The sequence below is a fragment of the Luteibacter flocculans genome, assembly GCF_023612255.1.
In the GTDB taxonomy this organism is placed as follows: Bacteria; Pseudomonadota; Gammaproteobacteria; order Xanthomonadales; family Rhodanobacteraceae; genus Luteibacter; species Luteibacter flocculans.
The window spans coordinates 1,908,271-1,928,122 of record NZ_CP063231.1 but is presented as its reverse complement, the minus strand read 5'-3'; the positions used below and the strand labels follow the sequence as shown (position 1 = coordinate 1,928,122).

Sequence of the window (19,852 nt, the reverse complement as noted above, 5' to 3'; positions counted from 1 at the left end):
GTCGTGACGAACCCGGCGCACGTTGCACCGTCCGCCAGCGGAGGGAATGGGTCAGGCCGTGGCCTGGGCCGCCGATTTTACGGCGTCGGCCAGTTGCCCCGCCAGCCGTTCCACTTCGGCGGCATCGGCCGCCTCGATGGTCACCCGGACCAGCGGTTCGGTGCCCGAGGCGCGCAGCACGACCCGGCCGCGGCCTTCCAGCGCAGCCTCTACCTCGGCCAGCGCCTGTTTCACCGAGTCCTTCGCCAGGGCTGCCTTGGCGCCCTCGACGCGCACGTTGACCATGGTCTGCGGCAACTTGACCAGGCCCGCGCGCGCTTCGGCGAAGGTCTCGCCCGCCTCGGCGAGGGTTTCCAGCAGTGCCAGCGCGGCAACGATGCCGTCGCCCGTGGTGAAGCGATCGAGGCAAAGCACGTGGCCCGAGGTCTCGCCGCCGAGGATGCCGCCATGCTCCTTGAGCTGCTGCAGCACGTAGCGGTCGCCGACGTTGGCTCGGACGAAGGGGATGTCCATGGCCTTCAGCGCGCGCTGCAGGCCATAGTTGCTCATGAGCGTGCCGACGACCGGCCCGGGCAGTGCCCCGCGACGTTTCCAGTGGCGGGCGATCACGTAGAGCATGTCGTCGCCGTCGGTGACCGTGCCGTCCGCGTCTACCACACGCACGCGGTCGCCGTCCCCGTCGAAGGCGATGCCGAGGTCCGCACCCCGCTCTACCACCTTCGCCGCCAGGGCGGCTGGATCGGTCGAACCCACCCCGCGATTGATATTGAGGCCGTCCGGCTCGGCGCCGATAGTGAACACGTCGGCGCCCAGTTCACGGAACACCTTGGGCGCCACCTGATAGGTCGCGCCGTGCGCGCAATCGAGCACGAGGCTCATGCCGCGCAACGAGAAGTCGTCCGACACCGTGGATTTGCAGAACTCGGCGTAACGGGTGACCGCGTCATCGATGCGGCTGGCCTTGCCCAGTGCCTCGGAGGCCACGGTGACGAATTCGGCCTCGATTTCCGCCTCGATCTCCGCTTCCAGCGCGTCGTCCAGTTTTTCGCCGTGGCCGGAGAAGAACTTGATGCCGTTGTCCTGGTGCGGGTTGTGCGACGCGCTGATGACGATGCCCGCGTCCGCGCGCAGCGAACGGGTGAGAAAGGCCACGGCGGGCGTCGGCATCGGGCCGAGCAGGCGCACGTCGGCCCCGGAAGCCACGAGACCGGCTTCGAGCGCGGCTTCAAACATGTAGCCCGAAACGCGGGTGTCCTTGCCGATCACCACCGTGACGCGGCGACCCTGGTCGCGACGGTCGGTGGTGGCTTGCTGGCTGGCCGCGCGGCGCCTGGCGAGCACCGCGCCGGCGGCACGGCCCAGGCGCAGGATGAAATCGGCACTGATCGGATAGGTACCGACCCGGCCACGGATGCCGTCGGTGCCGAAATACTTGCGTTCGTTCATGGGTGTTCGTCCTTCCAGGATCGGCCGAGGATACTCCGGCAGCGCAGAGCTGCCGCGGCTCGGTTCAGTCGTCGTCCGGCCAGCGCGGCATCGCCGGCTTGTCCTGGCGCGGCGCGGTATCCCCCGCCTTGATGGCGGCCCACACGGCGAGGGCATCCACCATGGCAGCCACGTCGTGAGTGCGCACCATGACGGCACCCCGTTGCACGGCCACCAGTGCCGCTGCCACGGAGCCGTGCACGCGCGCCGCGGGTTCCTGGTGACCGGTGAGCTGCCCGATCATGCCCTTGCGCGATACGCCGATATAGGCGCCCGCCCCCAGCTCTGCGAAGCGCGCGGTGGCGCGCAGCAGGGCGAGATTGTGTTCTAGCGTCTTGCCGAAGCCGAAACCCGGATCGACCAGAACACGACGGCGCTCGATGCCGGCCAGCTCGCAGGCGAACAGCCGATCGGTCAGAAAACGGTGAACCTCGCCGACCACGTCGTCGTACGCCGGCGCGTCCTGCATCGTCCGCGGCTCGCCCTGCATGTGCATCAGGCAGACCGGCACGCGCAGGTCGGCCGCTGCGTCCAGCGCGCCCTCGCGGCGCAGCGCGTAGACATCGTTGATCATGCCCGCGCCTGCGCCGATGGCCGCGCGCATGACCTCGGGCTTGGAGGTGTCCACGGAAATCGGCAGTGTGGTCGCCGCCGCCAGCCGCTCGATCAGCGGCACGACGCGACGGATTTCTTCCTCGACCGTGACGTCGTCGGCGCCGGGGCGGGTGGACTCGCCGCCAACGTCGAGCATGTCGGCGCCCTCTTCCGCCAGGCGCATCGCATGGGCGTAGGCCTCGTCGAGCGAGGCATGCTGGCCGCCGTCGGAGAACGAGTCGGGTGTGACGTTGACGATGCCGACGACGCGCGGCCGATCGAGCACCAGGGCGCGACCATTGCAATCGAGGACCGGAGCGAACGGATCGAAGCTCATGCCGTCAGCCCGGCTGCTGGCCGCCCAGCGGGCCCATGAAACGGCGGTAATAGCGCAGCTCGTCGATCGAGTCGCGGATGTCGGACAGCGCGGTATGCGCGGATTCCTTGGCGAAGCCGCGGGAAATCTCCATCGACCAGCGCCGCGACAGCTCCTTCAAAGTGGAGACGTCGAGGTTGCGGTAATGGAAATAGCGCTCCAGCTTCGGCATTTCGCGGTGCAGGAAACGGCGATCCTGGCAGATCGAGTTGCCGCACATCGGCGATTTGCCCGCAGGCACCCACTGGCGCAGGAAGGCGATCGTCGCTTCTTCGGCCTGCTCGGGCGTGGTGTCGGATTCCACCGCGCGGCCCCAGAGGCCGGAGCGCATGTGCTGATTGCGGTTCCATGCGTCCATCTTCTGCAGACGGACGTCGGCGTGCGAGATCGCAAAGACCGGTCCCTCGGCAAGCACGTTCAGATCCTTGTCCGTCACGATGGTGGCAATTTCGAGGATGGAGTCGTTGTCCGTGTCCAGACCCGTCATCTCCAGGTCGATCCAGATGAGGTTGTCGTCGTGTACCGGTGTCATGAGGTCTCCTTCGGTGCCGCTGAGTCTAACCTGCCGAGGGCGCGCGTAGGAGCGCATGCGAGTTCCGGACCGACGATGTCGACGGAACGTGAGATCATCGCCGCATGGCCGAACCGACCTTCTACTGGCACGACTACGAGACCTTCGGCGCCGATCCGCGACGCGACCGCCCCAGCCAGTTCGCCGGCATCCGCACGGACGCCAACCTGGAGGTGGTCGGCGAGCCGCTGATGATCTACTGCAAGCCGCCGCGCGACATGCCGCCGCAGCCGGTCGCCTGTCTCATCACCGGGATCACGCCGCAGCACGCCGAGCGCGAGGGACTGAAGGAAGCCGACTTTGCCGCGGCGATCCACGAGCAGATCGCCCTGCCCGGCACCTGCACCGTCGGCTACAACTCGCTGCGCTTCGACGACGAGTTCACCCGGCATCTCCTGTACCGCAACTTCTACGATCCGTATGGGCGCGAATGGGAGAACGGCAACTCGCGCTGGGATCTCATCGATCTGGTACGCATGTGCCAGGCGCTGCGGCCGGAAGGCATCGTGTGGCCGACGCGGGATGACGGCACGCCCAGCTTCAAGCTCGAGCACCTCGCGACCGCCAACGGGCTGAAACAGGATCGCGCGCATGATGCGCTGTCCGATGTGGAAGCGCTGATCGCCCTGGCCCGTCTGATCCGGCAGAAGCAACCGCGTCTGTGGGACTGGTACTTCGCCCTGCGCCGCAAGCAGCGCGTATTCGAGCTGCTGGACGTGGCGGCGATGACGCCGATCGTGCACGTGTCGTCGCGCTATCCGGCCAGCCGCCAGTGCCTCGCCGTGATCGCACCGCTGGCCGCCCATCCCGCACGGCCGGGCGAGATCATCGTCTACGATCTCGCCGCCGATCCCACCGACCTGCTTCGGCTCGACGACGGCGACATCGCCGACCGCGTGTTCACTTCGCGCGCCGATCTCCCCGAAGGCGTGGAGCGGATCGCCCTGCGCACCGTTCGCGCGAACCATGCGCCGGCCCTGGCCCCGTTGTCGGTGCTCAAGGGCGCCGACCATGCACGTCTCGGTGTGGACATGGCGGCGATAGAGCGCCACCTGGACGCGCTGCGCACCGCCACCGGCCTGGCCGAGAAGCTGCGTCGCGTCTACGCGCATGCGGGCGACCTGCCGCCCGCCGCCGATCCGGAGTTGGGTCTCTACGGCGGGTTCCTGCCCGATGCCGACCGTCGTCTGCTGGCCGAGGTGCGCGCTACGCCGCCGGAGCGGCTGGGCGGCCATTCGTTCCCTTTCCGCGATCCGCGCTACCCCGAGTTGCTGTTCCGTTATCGCGCGCGCAACTGGCCGCATACCTTGAGCCTGGACGAACAGCAGCGCTGGGAGACCTTCCGCCATGATCGGCTGACCCGTAGCGGCCCGCTGACGACGCTCACGCTCGACGAATACACTCGCGAACTGGCCGCCCTGCGCGCCCTGCCCGACGCCCCGCTGCCCCTGCTCGACGCCCTGGAAGCATGGGGCCGCGAACTGCCTTGACCGATACGATGCCGAAAAAAGCCTACTTCACGCCTGCCACCTTCCGCTTCTTCAACGCGCTGGCACGCCATAACAACCGCGAATGGTTCCACGAGCACAAGGACGACTACGAGCGCCATGTGCGGGAGCCGTTCATTGCGCTGATCGGCGATCTCGCGGCGCCGCTGCATGCGATCAGCCCGCACTTCCGCGCGGACCCGCGCAAGGTCGGCGGCAGCCTCTACCGCATTCACCGCGACACGCGCTTCGCCAACGACAAGCAGCCGTACAAGAACTGGCAGGGCTCGCGGTTTTTCCACGAGCGGCGCCACGAGATCCCGGCACCGGGCTTCTACCTGCACATCCAGCCCGGCGAGTGTTTCGTCGGCGCCGGCATGTGGCATCCGGAGCCGCCGGTGCTGAAGAAGCTGCGCGAGTTTCTCGCGGACAATCCCGGTGCGTGGAAGCGCGCCACGCAGACCAAGGCGTTCCGCGAGCGTTTCAGCTTCTGGGGTGAGAGCCTGTCGCGGCCACCGCGAGGATTCGATGCAAACCACGAGCTGATCGAGGACTTGAAGCGCAAGAACTTCGCCGCGGGCCGCGACTTCGACGAAGCGATGGCCTGCTCGCCCGACCTGCTGCCGTTCGTTGTGGACCACTTCAAGCGGCTCGCGCCGATGGTGGATTATCTCTGCGCGGCGCAGGAGCTGGAGTTCTAGGGAGAAACCCTGCGGGTGGGAGAAAACTTGCAGGTAGGTGACAACTTGCAGGTAGATGACAACTTGCAGGTAGGTGGCAACTTGCAGGTGGGAGCCAGCCTGCTGGCGATGGGAGCTTGCCTCGCCGCTACACCGCTCCGTTGGCTTATCGCCACCAGGGTGGCTCCCACCTTCGCTTCGGATCGACAGTCACGCAGGCTCGCAAGTGGGAGACAGCCTGCTGGCGATGGGAACCTGCCTCACTGCTACATCGCTCCGTTGGCTTATCGCCACCAGGGTGGCTCCCACCTTCGCTTCGGATCGACAGTCACGCAGGCTCGCAGGTGGGAGCCAGCCTGCTGGCGATGGGAGCTTGCCTCGCCGCTACACCGCTCCGTTGGCTTATCGCCACCAGGGTGGCTTGTATGTTGTGTCCGCCCCTTTCTCTCGCCGGCAAGGCGAGGGATAAGGGGCTGGGGTGAGGGACGCTAGTGGTATCGGCTCGACCAACGAGACCGACAGTGAGAGACATCCCGACCCATCGTGAGCGTCGATGAAGGATCTGGCGATCCGATCGCCGATGAACAAGCTAACGCGTCGATGGGCTTCACCCCAGCCGTCCTTGAGACTACGAGGAGTGGGACCATGAAGCCAGTACGTCATTTCGGGATCGATATCGACAAGGCGGCTCTGACGGTGGCTTGCCACCAAGTGCCGGGTCAGACGCGGCGGATCGGCAACGACCCGCCGGCCATTGATGCGTGGCTGGATGAGTTGCCGCCGCGCAGCGTGCTGGCCGTGGAAGCCAGCGGCGCCTGCCATCAGACGTTGTTGCAGCGTGCGGTGGCCAAGGGGTGGCCATTTACCTGCTCAATCCGCGGGACGTGCGCCATTACGCGGAGAGCCTGCGGCGACGGGCCAAGACCGATCGGGTCGACGCCCAAGTCATTGCCCGTTATCTGGAGCGCGCGAGCAGGACCATTTACGACGCTATACCGCGCCGGAAGAGCATGCGGCCAGCCTGGAATGGCTGCTGCGGCGACGGGCCTTGCTGGTGAGGCAGCAAGGCAGCCTGCGGTTAGGTTTCCAGGACGCGCCGCTGCCCGCTATCGATGCCTTGTTGGCGCAGTACAAAGCCGCCCTGGCCCAGATCGACCGACTCATCGATGAGCAGGTCGCCGCCGATCGGGCGCGCCAACAACAACGCGAACTGCTGCGCACCATTCCCGGCGTGGGGGCGCTTAGCAGTGCGGCCTTGCTGAGCCTTTTCTGGCGCCTGCCAGGCATTGGCGCCGAGGCGCTGATTGCCTATATCGGCTTGGACCCTCGGCCCCGGGAGTCCGGCAGCTACCGCGGCACGCGTAAGCTCTCAAGCGGGGCGAGGCGGAATTTCGACGACTGACTTACATGGCGGCGGCCACCTTCGCTCGGCATACGGTCGGCCAAGCACTCTACGCGCGCTACCGCGCGCGCGGACTCAGTGCCACCGCCGTCTTCGTGATCCTGGCTCGGAAGATCATCCGACTCGCCCACGCCATCCTCACTAAAGGTCAGCCCTTCGACCCCGAACGCTTCGCTGCCGCTTGCGCCTCAACATAGGATCTCCCACCTTCGCTTCGGATCGACAGTCACGCAGGCTCGCAGGTGGGAGCCAGCCTGCTGGCGATGGGAGCTTGCCTCGCCGCTACACCGCTCCGTTGGCTTATCGCCACCAGGGTGGCTCCCACCTTCGCTTCGGATCGACAGTCACGCAGGCTCGCTGGTGGAAGCCAGCCTGCTGGCGATGGGAGCTTGCCTCGCCGCTACACCGCTCCGTTGGCTTATCGCCATCAGGGTGGCTCCCACCCTCGTTTCGGATCGACAGTCACGCAGGCTCGAAGGTGGGAGCCAGCCTGCTGGCGATGGGAGCTTGCCTCGCCGCTACACCGCTCCGTTGGCTTATCGCCACCAGGGTGGCTCCCATCTTCGCTTCGAACCGACAGTCACCAGGCTCGCAGGTGGGAGCCAGCCTGCTGGCGATGGGAGCTTGCCTCGCCGCTACACCGCTCCGTTGGCTTATCGCCACCAGGGTGGCTTGTATGTTGTGTCCGCCCCTTTCTCTCGCCGGCAAGGCGAGGGATAAAGGGCTGGGGTGTGGGACGCTAGTGGTATCGGCTCGACCAACGAGACCGACAGTGAGAGACATCCCGACCCATCGTGAGCGTCGATGAAGGATCTGGCGATCCGATCGCCGATGAACAAGCTAACGCGTCGATGGGCTTCACCCCAGCCGTCCTTGAGACTACGAGGAGTGGGACCATGAAGCCAGTACGTCATTTCGGGATCGATATCGACAAGGCGGCTCTGACGGTGGCTTGCCACCAAGTGCCGGGTCAGACGCGGCGGATCGGCAACGACCCGCCGGCCATTGATGCGTGGCTGGATGAGTTGCCGCCGCGCAGCGTGCTGGCCGTGGAAGCCAGCGGCGCCTGCCATCAGACGTTGTTGCAGCGTGCGGTGGCCAAGGGGGCCATTTACCTGCTCAATCCGCGGGACGTGCGCCATTACGCGGAGAGCCTGCGGCGACGGGCCAAGACCGATCGGGTCGACGCCCAAGTCATTGCCCGTTATCTGGAGCGCGAGCAGGACCATTTACGACGCTATACCGCGCCGGAAGAGCATGCGGCCAGCCTGGAATGGCTGCTGCGGCGACGGGCCTTGCTGGTGAGGCAGCAAGGCAGCCTGCGGTTAGGTTTCCAGGACGCGCCGCTGCCCGCTATCGATGCCTTGTTGGCGCAGTACAAAGCCGCCCTGGCCCAGATCGACCGACTCATCGATGAGCAGGTCGCCGCCGATCGGGCGCGCCAACAACAACGCGAACTGCTGCGCACCATTCCCGGCGTGGGGGCGCTTAGCAGTGCGGCCTTGCTGAGCCTTTTCTGGCGCCTGCCAGGCATTGGCGCCGAGGCGCTGATTGCCTATATCGGCTTGGACCCTCGGCCCCGGGAGTCCGGCAGCTACCGCGGCACGCGTAAGCTCTCCAAGCGGGGCGAGGCGGAATTTCGACGACGACTTACATGGCGGCGGCCACCTTCGCTCGGCATACGGTCGGCCAAGCACTCTACGCGCGCTACCGCGCGCGCGGACTCAGTGCCACCGCCGTCTTCGTGATCCTGGCTCGGAAGATCATCCGACTCGCCCACGCCATCCTCACTAAAGGTCAGCCCTTCGACCCCGAACGCTTCGCTGCCGCTTGCGCCTCAACATAGGATCTCCCACCTTCGCTTCGGATCGACAGTCACGCAGGCTCGCAGGTGGGAGCCAGCCTGCTGGCGATGGGAGCTTGCCTCGCCGCTACACCGCTTCGTTGGCTTATCGCCACCAGGGTGGCTCCCATCTTCGCTTCGAACCGACAGTCACTCAGGCTCTCGCAGGTGGGAGCCAGCCTGCTGGCGATGGGAGCTTGCCTCGCCGCTACACCGCTCCGTTGGCTTATCGCCACCAGGGTGGCTCCCACCTTCGCTTCGGATCGACAGTCACGCAGGCTCGCAGGTGGGAGCCAGCCTGCTGGCGATGGGAGCTTGCCTCGCCGCTACACCGCTTCGTTGGCTTATCGCCACCAGGGTGGCTCCCACCTTCGCTTCGGATCGACAGTCACGCAGGCTCGCAAGTGGGGAGACAGCCTGCTGGCGATGGGAACCTGCCTCAGTGCTACATCGCTACGCTGGCTTATCGCCACCAGGGTGGCTCCCACCTTTGCTTCGGATCGACAGTCACGCAGGCTCGCAGGTGGGAGCCAGCCTGCTGGCGATGGGAGCTTGCCTCGCCGCTACACCGCTTCGTTGGCTTATCGCCACCAGGGTGGCTCCCACCTTCGCTTCGAACCGACCGTCAGGCAGGCTCGATCGTTTCGTAAAGCTCGATCGGCAGGTCGTCGGGATCGGCGAAGAAGGTGAAGCGGCGGCCCGTGTATTCGTCCACGCGAATGGGCTCGCAGGTGACGCCGCGGTCGCGCAGCGTCGCTACCACGGTATCGATGTCGCGCACGCTGAAGGCGAGATGCCGCAAGCCCTGCGCTTCCGGGCGTGACGGCCGCTTCGGCGGCGACGGAAACGAGAACAGTTCCAACTGCACACCGGGGCTTACTTCGAGATCGAGCTTCCACGAATCGCGCGCCTCGCGGTACGCCTCGTGGAGGACCTTCAGGCCCAGGACCTCGGTGTAGAAGGCCTTCGAGCGCGCGTAATCGGAGCAGATAAGCGCCACGTGATGGATGGCTTCGAGCATCGGGGTCAGGCCTCGGCGAAGGGAAACGCCAGCACGTCGGCAATGGCATCGGTGCCCGCCAGTACCATCAGCAGACGTTCGACGCCCAGCGCAACGCCTGCGCAATCCGGCAAGCGATCGAGCACGCCGAGCAGGTTCTCGTCGAGCGGCACCTCGTCGAGCCCGCGCTCACGACGGCGTGCGTTGTCGCGCTCGAAGCGGAGGCGTTGTTCCGCCGCGTCGTTCAGCTCGTGATAGCCGTTGGCGACTTCGTACGGACCGACATACGCCTCGAAGCGCTTCGCCACGGGCGGATCGCCGTCGCGGATGCGTGCGAGCGCGCATTGGCTGGCGGGGTAGTCGGAAATGACGGTGATCCGGTCGCGCGGAAACGCGGGCTGGATGCGATGCGTCATCAACAGGTCCAGCCAGTCGTCGCGCTCCAGTCCAGCGGGATCGATGCCCGCGTCGGCGAGCGGCGCCTGCAACCGATCGATGGGATCGACCAGCGGATCGACGCCCAACACGTCGCGGTAGAGTGCGCGGTAAGTCGTTTCCACAACGTCGATCGTGCGACCGGCGTGCAGCAGAAGAACTTCCAACAGGTCGATGACTTCGCGGGCGAGCCGTGCCTCGTCCCAGCCGACGCGGTACCACTCGAGCATCGTGAACTCGGGATTGTGCCGGCCACCGGCTTCCCCGTCGCGAAACACGCGGCCGAGTTCGTAGCAGTCGCCGACGCCTGCCGCGAGCAGGCGCTTCAACGGAAATTCCGGCGAGGTACGCATCCAGCGCACGCGCGCTCCGGCATCGACGTGTCCGTGGAAACGCGTGCTGAAACTCTGAATGTTAGGGTCGGTGTTACCGGCGGCGGAGAGGATGGGCGTCTCCACTTCCAGCACGCTACGCGACGCAAAGAAAGCGCGAATGCGCCCATAGGTATCGGCACGCAGCCGCAGGGAGCCCAGGTCGTTCAAGGGGCCACTCCGTGTTGCGTGAGCAAGGCGACGAGATCGGCTTCCGTGTGGACCGGCACGCCGAGTTCCTTCGCCTTGTCGAGCTTCGAGCCGGCCGCTTCACCGGCGAACACCCCAGTCGTTTTCTTCGACACCGATCCCGCGACTTTCGCGCCAAGCGATTCGAGGCGTTCAGTGGCGTCGTCGCGCTTGAGCGTTTCCATGGTGCCAGTGATGACGTAGGTCATGCCTTCCAGCGGCAAGGCCGACGCGGCTTTTGCCGGCAACGCCGCCGCGAGCCGGCGCATCGCGGTATCCGCGTCGCGCAAAGCGCGGCGAGGTGCTCGGCGTCGGCCAGATAGGTGGCGAGATTCGTCGCGGCGGCCTGCGGCACACCCGCGACGATCCACTGGTGTTCGCCCGCTTTCACCAGGGCATCCAGGCTGTCGTAGTGCTTCGCCAGCGTCGCCGTACTCTTGGGGCCAAGCTTCGGCACCTTGGCGGCGTCGAGCAGCACGTCGAGGCCGAGTCGATCGCGCAGCTTCGGCGAAGGAGCGCCCTCGTCGGCGAAGACCACGCCAGCGGCCAGCAGCTTATCGACCACCGCCTGGTTGCCTTCCTGCTCGAAGAACGCGGCGATCGACGTGGCAACCTCGTCGCCGATATCAGGCAAGACGCGCAACACCGGCGCCGGTGTGTGGCGGACGTGTTCCAGCGAGCCCAACCACGTCGCCAACGTCTTTGCGGTGCTTTCGCCGATGTGCATGATGCCCAGCGCAAACAGGAAGCGCGGCAGCGTGGAGCGCTTGCTCGCCTCGATCGGGGCGACGAGGTTTTCCGCCCACTTGGTAGCGATGCGGCCCTGCTTCACCGTCTCCGGTATGGAGCCGTCGCGCTCGTCCGCCAGCGCCTTCATGCGCACGAAGCTTTCCACGGTGAGCGCGTAGAGATCGGCCGGCGTATGCACCATGTCGAATTCGACCAGCGCATCCACGAAACGATCGCCGAGTCCGTCGATGTCCATCGCGCGGCGCGAGGCGAAGTGAATCAGGGCTTCCTTGCGCTGCGCGGCGCAGATCAGACCGCCCGAGCAGCGATACGCGGCAGCGCCTTCCTCGCGAAGCAACTCCGAACCGCACACGGGACACGTGGACGGCATCTTCCACGGTACGGTGTTCGCTGGGCGGCGCTCCATCACCACGCGTGCCACTTCGGGAATCACATCGCCCGCGCGGCGCACGATGACGCTGTCGCCGATGCGCACGTCGAGACGTGCTACCTGGTCGGCGTTGTGCAGCGTAGCGTTGGTGACGGTAACGCCGCCGACCTGCACGGGCGTGAGCCGCGCCACGGGCGTGGCAGCGCCAGTACGGCCGATCTGAATCTCGATGGCCTCGACCGTGGTCGTCTGTTCCTGCGCAGGGTATTTGTGCGCAATCGCCCAGCGCGGCGCGCGCGAGACGAAGCCCATGTCCTGCTGTCCCGCGTAATCGTCCAGCTTGTAGACCACGCCGTCGATGTCGTACGGCAGGCTGTTGCGCTTTTCGCCGATGCGGCGGAAATAGGCGATGAGGCCGTCGAAGCCGGTCGCGGTGTCGACCTCGGGCGACACCGGAAAACCCCAGTCGCGCAGCTTCGCCAGCGTGGCGGAATGGGTATCCGGCAGCTCGCCGCCTTCGACGCGTCCCACCGCATACGCGAAGAACGCGAGCGGTCGCTTGGCAGTCACGGCGGGATCGAGCTGACGCAGCGAACCGGCGGCGCCATTGCGGGGATTCGCAAGCGGTTTCTCGCCCGCCGCACGGGCGCGCTCGTTGAATGCTTCGAACGCAGCACGCGGCATGATGACTTCGCCGCGCACTTCCAGCACGCGCGGCCAGCCCGTACCGCGCAGGCGAAGCGGGATAGCTTTCACCGTGCGCAGGTTCGCCGTGACGTCTTCGCCCACGGCACCGTCACCACGCGTGGCGCCCTGCACGAAGACGCCATCTTCGTAGCGCAGGCTGATCGCCAGACCGTCGAGCTTGGGTTCCACAGAGAACACCGGTGCCTTGCGGTCAAGCGTCTGTTCGATGCGCCGTTCAAAATCCGCTACCTCGCGATATTTTTCCCGATCGGTATCGCCGTCCTGCTCGAAAGCATTACCGAGCGACAGCATGGGGACGGCATGCACGACCTCCGCGAAGCCGCCCGTCGCACGCGCCCCCACGCGACGCGTGGGGAGTCGTCGCTGGCGAGATCTGCGTACTGCGCTTCCAGCGCTTCCAGCTCCCGCATCAGGCGGTCATAGTCGGCATCGGCGATGTCCGGCTCGTCCAGCACGTGGTAGCGATAATTCGCATCCTCGATGCGGCGGCGCAGGGTTTCGGCGCGCTCGACGGCTTCGGGGGCGATGGGTTGTGGCATGTGCAGGGTCCGTGATGGTGCGCTTGACCGACGCGACCCTGAACTGTCGGACGAAGGCGCGGCAAAAGCAAGGATGCCATCCGCTATAATTGTGGGGCCATGCCCGTTAATGACGTCATCGACAGACCCGCTCCGACCGACGTCCACCCCTGCCAACCGACCGCCCCGCCCTCGCCCCGGCTGCCCCCACCAGCAAGGCGCGCTATCGCGGTCTGATCTGGCTGGTATCCGCCGCCTTCTTCATGCAGGCGCTGGACTCGACGATCGTCAACACCGCCGTGCCCGCCATTTCGGGGGCGCTCGGCGTCACGCCGCTCAGCATGCGTACGGCGCTCACCAGCTACGTGCTCACGCTGGCGATCTTCATACCCATGAGCCCGTGGCTGTGCGACCGGTTCGGCACGCGGCGCGTATTCGGCGGCGCCATTCTCGTGTTCTCTCTGGGCTCGCTGCTCTGCGGGCTGGCACAGAGCCTGCCGCAGCTCGTGCTCTCCCGGATCATTCAGGGCCTGGGCGGCGCAGCGCTGATGCCGGTGGGCCGCTACGTGATGGTGCGCAGCATCGACCGCCGCGAGTTCGTCAGCGCCATGACCACGGTCGCCACCTTCGGCCTGCTCGGCTCGGTGTTCGGGCCGTTGCTCGGCGGTGCGTTGGTGGAATTCACGAACTGGCGGTTGATCTTCCTTATCAACGTGCCCGTCGGCATCGCCGGTTTCCTGCTCAACCGCCGCGAGATGCCCGACTATCGCCTCGACCGCGCACACCGCTTCGACATCGGCGGATTCCTGTTGTTTGCCGGCGCCTCCGCGCTGTGCCTGATGGCTGCCGAAACGGCGGGCGGCGACGGTCATTGGTTCTCGGTGGTGATCTATGCCCTTGGCGCGCTGGCACTGGGCGTGACCTATGTGTGGCACAGCCGGCGCACGGCCTATCCCGTCACCGATCTGTCGCTGCTGAAGGTGCGTAGCGTGTGGGTGTCGCTGGCAGGCAACCTGTTCACGCGATTGGGCGTGTCGGGCATGTACCTGCTACTGGTGCTGTTCCTGCAGATCGGCTGCGGCTGGTCGCCACTGGCGGCGGGCCTGATGATGGTGCCGCAAGCCATTGGATCGATCTCGGTGAAGCCGTTCATCGATCGCCTGCTCACCCACTTCGGCTATCGCCGCCTGCTGCTGGGCAACACCATTGCGGTATCGGTGGTGCTGTGTTCCTTCGCCTTGCTGTCGCCTCAGGCGCCCCCGTGGCTTGTCGTGGTCTTCGTGTACATCTACGGCGCCGTGATGTCGTTGCAGTACACGTCGATGAACACCCTGACCTATGTCGATCTCGACGTGAAATACGCCTCCATGGCCTCGTCGATGGCATCGACCGCTCAATATCTCTCGATGAGTTTCGGCATCGCGTTCGCGTCGCTGCTGATGGCCGGCTTCCTCGAAACGCGCGACGCCGAAGGCTACGTGCTCGCGTTCCACTGGTCGGTGGTCGTGCTCGGTCTGATCACACTCGCGGCCAGTTGGATCTTCAGCCGCCTGCGCGATCCGCGTGCGGCGGCAGAAGCGTAAGTCCGTCCCGGCGAGGTGCCGCCATGGCGGCGGGGGAACTTGTCTGTGGGAGCCGCTATAGCGGTGCGGGACTTGCAGGAGGAACCACTATGGTGGGGCGATGGAGACTTGCCGGTGGGAGCCAGCCTGCTGGCGATGGGCGATTACCTCACGGCTACACCGCTTCGTTGGCTTTTCGCCACCAGGGTGGCTCCCACCTTCGCTTCATAGGCTTCTCTCCGCTTTAGCGGCTCCCACAGTCGCTGCGTTAGTTTCTCGCTGCGTCACGCTTTTCGCGCAGCGCCTGGTACGCGCCCAGCGCTGCCTCGCGGGACGTCTTGAGGTCCACCATCGGCCGCGGGTAGCCGCTGCGCGCGAGGAAGGCCTCGTCTTCCCACGGCGCATGCACCAGTCGCCCCGGTGCATCGGCGAGTTCGGGGACCCAGCGACGGATATAGGCGCCTTCCGGGTCGAACTTCTCCGACTGGGTCACCGGATTGAAGATGCGGAAATACGGTGCCGCGTCCGCGCCGGAACCCGCGACCCACTGCCAACCCATGGCATTGTTCGCGAGATCGGCGTCGACCAGGGTGTCCCAGAACCACTTCTCCCCGAGCACCCAGTGCTGGCGCAGATTTTTCGTAAGCAGGCTCGCCACCAGCATGCGTACGCGGTTGTGCATCCAGCCCGTAGCCCATAGTTCGCGCATGCCGGCGTCCACGATCGGGATGCCCGTGCGGCCCTGCTTCCAACGGCGCAGGGCGTGCGCGTCCCGTTCGGCCCACTGAAAGCCATCGAACGCCGGATTGAAGCTTTCCGTCGGCGTTTTCGGAAAGTGGTAGAGCAGATGGTGGCCGAACTCGCGCCAACCCAACTGTCGCAGGTAGGGCTCGATATCCGCCGCATTCCGCTGCCGTGCGGCCTGCTCGCGCAGGTACGCGGCGACCTGTAACGGCGATATCTCACCCCAGTGCAGGTGCGGCGAGAGCCGCGAGGTGCCATGTCGCGCCGGAAGATCCCTGCTCTCGGCGTAATGGGCCAGGGCATCGTCGGCGAACAGGCTCAGCATCTCCCATGCACCGGCTTCGCCGGGATGCCAGATGGAGAAACCGCGCGCCCAATCGCGCGTCGGCAGCAGGCTCAGATCGTCGATCGCGTCGCTCCCGCCGCCGCCCACCTCCGCAAAGCTCAGCCGGGAGGGCGCGGGCAATGGCTCGACGCCATCGATCCGCGTGCGCAGGTGTCGCCAGAACGGGGTGAAGACCTTATACGGGCCGCCTTGTTTCGTTTCGACGTCCCAGGGTTCGCACCACAAGGCGGCATTGAACGAGGCCACGGCCACGCCGTCCTGCTCCAAGGCCCGGCGCACCGCCTTGTCCCGGCGGACGATGCGGGGCTCGTAGAGGCGATTGAAATAGACGGTCGTGGCGCCGCTGGCAGCGATCAGATCGCGTAACGAGGCCAGGCTGGGGCCGGCGACGACATGGAGATGCCCCCCATGCTTGGCGAGCGATGCCTCCAGCGCCTTGAGCGAGTGATGCAGCCACCAGCGACTCGCCGCGCCCGGCGCCCAAGCGCACTCTTCCTCTGGCGCGTGCACGTACGCGGCAATCACGCGATCGTGCGCGCGAACGGCGGCATCGAAGGCGGGGTTATCGGCAAGACGGAGATCGCGGCGGAACCATACGATGGCAGTACTCATCGGCGTAGTATCCATCAACATGCCACGTAAGCATCGTGCTCGATCTTCATTCAGTCGGCATGCTTAGACTGTATCGCCGACGCCCCCTCCCGGTCGTCCACAAGGAGATACCATGAACATCAAGACCGTCCTCGGCCTTCCCCTGGCCGCCTTGCTCGCCACGGCCGCCGTCGCTCCTGCATCGGCCGCCGTGCTGACGCGCAGCGACGGCATCTACGTGCGCTGCGACCAGTGCGGCGTGGTGCAGAGCATCGAACACAACGTCACCGCTGGCCGTGAACACGGCACGGCCGGCGCCGTCATCGGCGCCATCGCCGGCGGCGTGCTCGGCAACCAGGTCGGCAAGGGCAAGGGCCGCACCCTCGCCACGGTTGGCGGCGCCGTCGGCGGCGGTTTTGCCGGTAACGCCATCGGCAAGGGCGGTGGCAGCGACAGCTACACGTTGCGTCTCAAGATGGGCACGGGTGGCTACACCAACGTGCAGGTCAAGGACGCTTCGGCCATTCGCGAAGGCGACATCGTCGTAGTGGACGAGCAGGGCAACGTGCAGCGCGTGCAGTAAGCGCGTCGCAGGCACTCCGACCACCGCCGCGTCCCAGCACGCGGCGGTGGTGATTCAGCGCAGTTTCGCTTCCGCGATGCGAGCCGCCACAGCGTCGTAGAACGACGGTGGGAGCACGGCGCGCACCGGCACGCGCCACCAGTTCGGCCGCGCAAAGCGGCGGCATTTGACGGCGTCCTTGTCGGTCATGAGGACCGGACAGCCATCGGCAAAGGTGAAATCGTCCCGCGTGAAGGCATGGTGGTCCGCGAACGGATGCCCATCCACCGCGATGCCCTGCGCCGCAAGGCTTGCGAAGAACCGCGCCGGATTCCCGATACCCGCTACCGCATGCGCGGGGCGCCCCGCGAAATCCGCCAGCGGCGTGGTCTTCATCGGGTCGTGCATGTTCACGGCAACGCCGCCTTCTAACGTCATCCCTATCTCGCCCTCACGGGGTACCCCGCCATTGACGACCACGAAGTCGACGTCAGCGAGCCGGCTCGCTGGTTCGCGCAGGGGGCCGGCAGGCAGGAGGTGTCCATTGCCGAGGCGGCGCTCGCCATCGATGACGCAGATCTCCACATCGCGCCCCAGACGGTGATGCTGCAGGCCGTCGTCCGCGAGGATGAGGTCGCAGCCCGCCTCCACAAGTAGCTGTGCCGCCTCCGGCCGCTGACGACCGATGGCGACGGGAATGCCGCTCTGGCGGATCAGGCTCGGTTCGTCGCCGACCCTGGCCGGGTCGTCCTCGCCAGTCAGCAAATAGGGGCCGCGTTCGCTGCCGCCATAACCGCGGCTGACGACGCCGGGCTTGAATCCATGCTCTGCCATGGCCGCAGCGAGCGCGGCGATCAGCGGTGTCTTGCCGGTGCCACCGAGCGTGATGTTGCCGACCACGATGACCGGTACGGGCAGGCGAACCACAGCGGCAGGATCGTTACGGTAACGATCCGCACGACGTCGTACGGCGAAGCGATACAGCGCTTCCAGCGGACGCGTCCACCACGGTGGCGGTGTATCGCCATACCAACGCCGTTGCAACGACGCGCCGAGGGCCACGCGCTCAGCCCGCCGATGCCTGCTCGTGGAACTGCATGCGATGCAGCGCCGCGTACTGGCCACCGCGTTCGATCAACTCACGATGCGTACCCAGTTCGATGATCCTGCCCTGCTCCATCACCGCGATCTGGTCCGCGTGCTCGATGGTGGACAGACGATGTGCGATGACCAGCGTGGTGCGATCGCGCATCAGGCGGGTCAACGCGTCCTGGATCAGGCGTTCCGACTCGGTATCGAGGGCGCTGGTGGCCTCGTCGAGCACGAGGATGGGCGCGTTCTTCAGAATGGCGCGCGCAATCGCGATGCGCTGACGCTGACCGCCGGAAAGCGAATTGCCGCCCTGCCCGATCGGCGTCTGCAAGCCCTGCGGGAGTCGCTCGATGAATTCCATCGCGTTCGCGGCCTGCGCGGCAGCGACGATGTCGGCTTCCGACGCGCCGGCCATCTCGCCGTAGGCGATGTTGGCGGCCACGGTGTCGTCGAACAGGATCACGTTCTGGCCGACCCAGGCGATCTGCCGACGCAACGACGCCAGCGTGTACTGTGCATAGTCGCGGCCGTCGATCAGGATGCGGCCTTCGGTCGGTTCGTAGAAACGCGGGAGCAGGCTCACGAGACTCGACTTGCCACTGCCCGAACGACCCACCAGCGCCGTGACCGTGCCCGGCGCACAGACCAGGTCGACGCCACGCAGGGCTGTGTGGTTGTTGCGCTCGTAGACCAGCTTGACGTTCTCGAAACGGATGTCGCCCTTCGTGCGGACGAGTTCTTCGTTACCGTTATCGACCTCGGGCGGTTCGTCGATGATGGCGAAGAGATCTTCCGCCGCGCTCACGCCCTTTTGCAGGTTGGACTGGATGCCGGCAAGACGCTTGAGCGACGGCAGCATGCCGCCCATGGCCGTGAGCACGGCGGTGAATACGCCAGGGGTGATCGTCTCGATGACGCCGGGGCGCGTGCCCAGGTAGACCAAGGTGGCCAGCGCCATCGCGCCGACCGTCTGGATCGTGGCGCTGGACGCGGCGCTGGTGGCAGACACCTTGAGGTTGAGCCGGCGCTGGCGGTCGGCGATCTGTCCGAAGCGGTCGCCTTCGCGGGTCTGTCCGCCGTAGATACGCACCTCGCGGTTGGCCGCGACGGCTTCTTCTACCGCGCTGGTCACGGTACCCATATTGCCCTGGATGCGCTTGCTGATCTTGCGGTAGCGGCGGCTGATGATGGTGACGATGACCACCACGCACGGCACCAGCACGAGCAACGCCATCGCGAGATAGGCGCTCTGGTAGAGCATGACCGCCAGCAGGCCGACGACGGTAAGCCCTTCTGTCACGGCGACTTTCAGAGAATCCGACGACGCCGCGGCGACCTGCTCGCTCGTATACGTGATGCGCGAGATCTGCTGCCCTGACGGCTCCTTGGCGAAGAACGTGGACGGCAGGCGCAGATAGGCCGCGAATACGTCGATGCGGATCGCCTGGACGACGTTGCGGCCGACGTAGGCGATACCGTAGTCGGTGCAATACGAGGCGACGCCGCGCACCGCGAAGATGCCGATGATCCAGATCGGCATCCAGAAGATCGTGTACGGATCGCGCGCGATGAACAGGTTGTCGATCAGCGGCTGCAGCAGGTTGGTGAACAGCGACAGGCAGGCCGGATCGATGATCATGCCGATGATGGCGATGATGCCGGCCGTACGGAACCGCTTCGTATAGCTGAGCAGGCGCTTGTACGTCTGCCAGGTGCGGACGTCCCACACCGAGACTTTCTGCGTACTCACCGGCTGGCCGCCGCGTCGCTCGGCGTGGTGGCGATGGAGAGCCGCGTGAAGCCGAGCTGGCCCAGTGCGTCCATCGCCCGCACCACGTTCTGATGCGCGGTATTGGCGTCGGCACGGATGACCACGAGACGCCCCCGGTCGGGACCGGCCACGCGCTCGATCGTGGCCTTCAACGCATCGATGCCTTCGCCCTGCACCTCGTCGCTACCCACGGCGTACTGGCCGTCGCGATCGACGACCAGGGTCAGCGCATTGTCGGTGGCCTCGCGTGCCTCGGCGCCCGCCTTGGGCAGATCGACCTTGAGCCGCGAGTGCTCGATGAAGGTGGTGCTGAGCACGAAGAACATCAGCAGGGTAAGCAGGACGTCGATCAGCGAGATCACATTGATCTCGAAGTCGTCCTCGCGACGGGAACCGATACGCATG

16 protein-coding genes and 1 pseudogene are annotated in these 19,852 nt (G+C 66.2%); 7 read left to right on the top strand and 10 right to left on the bottom strand.

Going from position 1 to position 19,852, the window contains the following annotated elements:
* Positions 1-51: 51 nt before the first annotated feature.
* The 3 genes from glmM to orn form a co-directional block, all read right to left on the bottom strand.
* Positions 52-1,446, bottom strand: a complete 1,395-nt coding sequence (glmM, locus tag IM816_RS08195; RefSeq protein ID WP_250340500.1) for a phosphoglucosamine mutase — start codon at positions 1,444-1,446, stop codon at positions 52-54.
* Between the two features lie 64 nt (positions 1,447-1,510).
* A complete protein-coding gene (folP, locus tag IM816_RS08190; protein WP_250340499.1) occupies positions 1,511-2,416 on the bottom strand; it encodes a dihydropteroate synthase in 906 nt (301 codons plus the stop codon).
* 4 nt (positions 2,417-2,420) lie between these two features.
* Positions 2,421-2,987, bottom strand: a complete 567-nt coding sequence (gene orn, locus IM816_RS08185; RefSeq protein WP_072320821.1) for an oligoribonuclease — start codon at positions 2,985-2,987, stop codon at positions 2,421-2,423.
* Positions 2,988-3,091: 104 nt separating this feature from the next.
* Here orn and sbcB point away from each other — a divergent pair, with 104 nt between their 5' ends.
* The 5 genes from sbcB to IM816_RS08160 all read left to right on the top strand — a co-directional run bounded on the left by sbcB (position 3,092) and on the right by IM816_RS08160 (position 8,343).
* The gene (sbcB, locus tag IM816_RS08180) at positions 3,092-4,516 is read left to right on the top strand and encodes an exodeoxyribonuclease I (RefSeq protein ID WP_250340498.1); all 1,425 of its coding nucleotides are present in this window, start codon (positions 3,092-3,094) and stop codon (positions 4,514-4,516) included.
* An 8-nt stretch (positions 4,517-4,524) separates the two neighbouring features.
* A complete protein-coding gene (locus tag IM816_RS08175; protein WP_250340720.1) occupies positions 4,525-5,214 on the top strand; it encodes a DUF2461 domain-containing protein in 690 nt (229 codons plus the stop codon).
* A 794-nt stretch (positions 5,215-6,008) separates the two neighbouring features.
* Positions 6,009-6,251 carry an IS110 family transposase gene (locus IM816_RS18865; RefSeq protein ID WP_425602636.1) on the top strand — a complete coding sequence of 81 codons (243 nt, stop codon included), beginning with the start codon at positions 6,009-6,011 and terminating at the stop codon, positions 6,249-6,251.
* Positions 6,248-6,595 carry a transposase gene (locus tag IM816_RS08165; RefSeq protein ID WP_250340497.1) on the top strand — a complete coding sequence of 116 codons (348 nt, stop codon included), beginning with the start codon at positions 6,248-6,250 and terminating at the stop codon, positions 6,593-6,595. Before IM816_RS18865 ends, IM816_RS08165 begins: the two co-directional genes overlap by 4 nt.
* Before the next feature lie 896 nt (positions 6,596-7,491).
* Positions 7,492-8,343 carry an IS110 family transposase gene (locus IM816_RS08160; protein WP_250340496.1) on the top strand — a complete coding sequence of 284 codons (852 nt, stop codon included), beginning with the start codon at positions 7,492-7,494 and terminating at the stop codon, positions 8,341-8,343.
* A gap of 720 nt (positions 8,344-9,063) precedes the next feature.
* Here the strand turns inward: IM816_RS08160 and gloA2 are convergent.
* From gloA2 to ligA, 3 genes and pseudogenes are all read right to left on the bottom strand, one after another.
* A complete protein-coding gene (gloA2, locus tag IM816_RS08155; protein ID WP_250340495.1) occupies positions 9,064-9,459 on the bottom strand; it encodes an SMU1112c/YaeR family gloxylase I-like metalloprotein in 396 nt (131 codons plus the stop codon).
* A gap of 5 nt (positions 9,460-9,464) precedes the next feature.
* On the bottom strand, positions 9,465-10,415 hold the full coding sequence (gene epmA / locus IM816_RS08150) for an EF-P lysine aminoacylase EpmA (RefSeq protein ID WP_250340494.1): 951 nt from the start codon (positions 10,413-10,415) through the stop codon (positions 9,465-9,467).
* Positions 10,412-12,800, bottom strand: a pseudogene (gene ligA / locus IM816_RS08145) (NAD-dependent DNA ligase LigA). The gene epmA and the pseudogene ligA overlap by 4 nt, the downstream one beginning before the upstream one ends.
* Before the next feature lie 149 nt (positions 12,801-12,949).
* Here ligA and IM816_RS08140 point away from each other — a divergent pair.
* Positions 12,950-14,362, top strand: coding sequence for an MFS transporter (locus tag IM816_RS08140; protein ID WP_250340719.1), 1,413 nt, complete (start codon positions 12,950-12,952; stop codon positions 14,360-14,362).
* A gap of 247 nt (positions 14,363-14,609) precedes the next feature.
* On the opposite strand, the gene IM816_RS08135 is transcribed toward IM816_RS08140, so the two are convergent.
* Positions 14,610-16,043: a cryptochrome/photolyase family protein gene (locus IM816_RS08135; RefSeq protein ID WP_250340493.1), complete on the bottom strand. Its 1,434-nt coding sequence runs from the start codon at positions 16,041-16,043 to the stop codon at positions 14,610-14,612.
* Between the two features lie 112 nt (positions 16,044-16,155).
* On the opposite strand from IM816_RS08135, the gene IM816_RS18750 reads away from it, so the two are divergent.
* A complete protein-coding gene (locus tag IM816_RS18750; protein WP_143144430.1) occupies positions 16,156-16,605 on the top strand; it encodes a glycine zipper 2TM domain-containing protein in 450 nt (149 codons plus the stop codon).
* Positions 16,606-16,659: 54 nt separating this feature from the next.
* On the opposite strand, the gene lpxK is transcribed toward IM816_RS18750, so the two are convergent.
* The 3 genes from lpxK to IM816_RS08115 are packed head-to-tail and all read right to left on the bottom strand — an operon-like array spanning position 16,660 to position 19,851.
* Positions 16,660-17,646 carry a tetraacyldisaccharide 4'-kinase gene (gene lpxK / locus IM816_RS08125; protein WP_250340492.1) on the bottom strand — a complete coding sequence of 329 codons (987 nt, stop codon included), beginning with the start codon at positions 17,644-17,646 and terminating at the stop codon, positions 16,660-16,662.
* A 4-nt stretch (positions 17,647-17,650) separates the two neighbouring features.
* Positions 17,651-19,426 (bottom strand): lipid A export permease/ATP-binding protein MsbA, encoded by a 1,776-nt coding sequence (gene msbA / locus IM816_RS08120; RefSeq protein ID WP_250340491.1) that lies wholly within the window; start codon positions 19,424-19,426, stop codon positions 17,651-17,653.
* Positions 19,423-19,851: an ExbD/TolR family protein gene (locus IM816_RS08115; protein WP_250340490.1), complete on the bottom strand. Its 429-nt coding sequence runs from the start codon at positions 19,849-19,851 to the stop codon at positions 19,423-19,425. The genes msbA and IM816_RS08115 overlap by 4 nt, the downstream gene beginning before the upstream one ends.
* Position 19,852: the final 1 nt, after the last annotated feature.

What these genes read in the sequence shown, in the direction of transcription:
- glmM (WP_250340500.1), bottom strand. Translation starts at nt 1,446, where the DNA reads ATGAACGAACGCAAGTATTTCGGCACCGACGGCATCCGTGGCCGGGTC.
- folP (WP_250340499.1), bottom strand. Translation starts at nt 2,416, where the DNA reads ATGAGCTTCGATCCGTTCGCTCCGGTCCTCGATTGCAATGGTCGCGCC.
- orn (WP_072320821.1), bottom strand. Translation starts at nt 2,987, where the DNA reads ATGACACCGGTACACGACGACAACCTCATCTGGATCGACCTGGAGATG.
- sbcB (WP_250340498.1), top strand. Translation starts at nt 3,092, where the DNA reads ATGGCCGAACCGACCTTCTACTGGCACGACTACGAGACCTTCGGCGCC.
- IM816_RS08175 (WP_250340720.1), top strand. Translation starts at nt 4,525, where the DNA reads ATGCCGAAAAAAGCCTACTTCACGCCTGCCACCTTCCGCTTCTTCAAC.
- IM816_RS08160 (WP_250340496.1), top strand. Translation starts at nt 7,492, where the DNA reads ATGAAGCCAGTACGTCATTTCGGGATCGATATCGACAAGGCGGCTCTG.
- gloA2 (WP_250340495.1), bottom strand. Translation starts at nt 9,459, where the DNA reads ATGCTCGAAGCCATCCATCACGTGGCGCTTATCTGCTCCGATTACGCG.
- IM816_RS08135 (WP_250340493.1), bottom strand. Translation starts at nt 16,043, where the DNA reads ATGAGTACTGCCATCGTATGGTTCCGCCGCGATCTCCGTCTTGCCGAT.
- IM816_RS18750 (WP_143144430.1), top strand. Translation starts at nt 16,156, where the DNA reads ATGAACATCAAGACCGTCCTCGGCCTTCCCCTGGCCGCCTTGCTCGCC.
- IM816_RS08115 (WP_250340490.1), bottom strand. Translation starts at nt 19,851, where the DNA reads ATGCGTATCGGTTCCCGTCGCGAGGACGACTTCGAGATCAATGTGATC.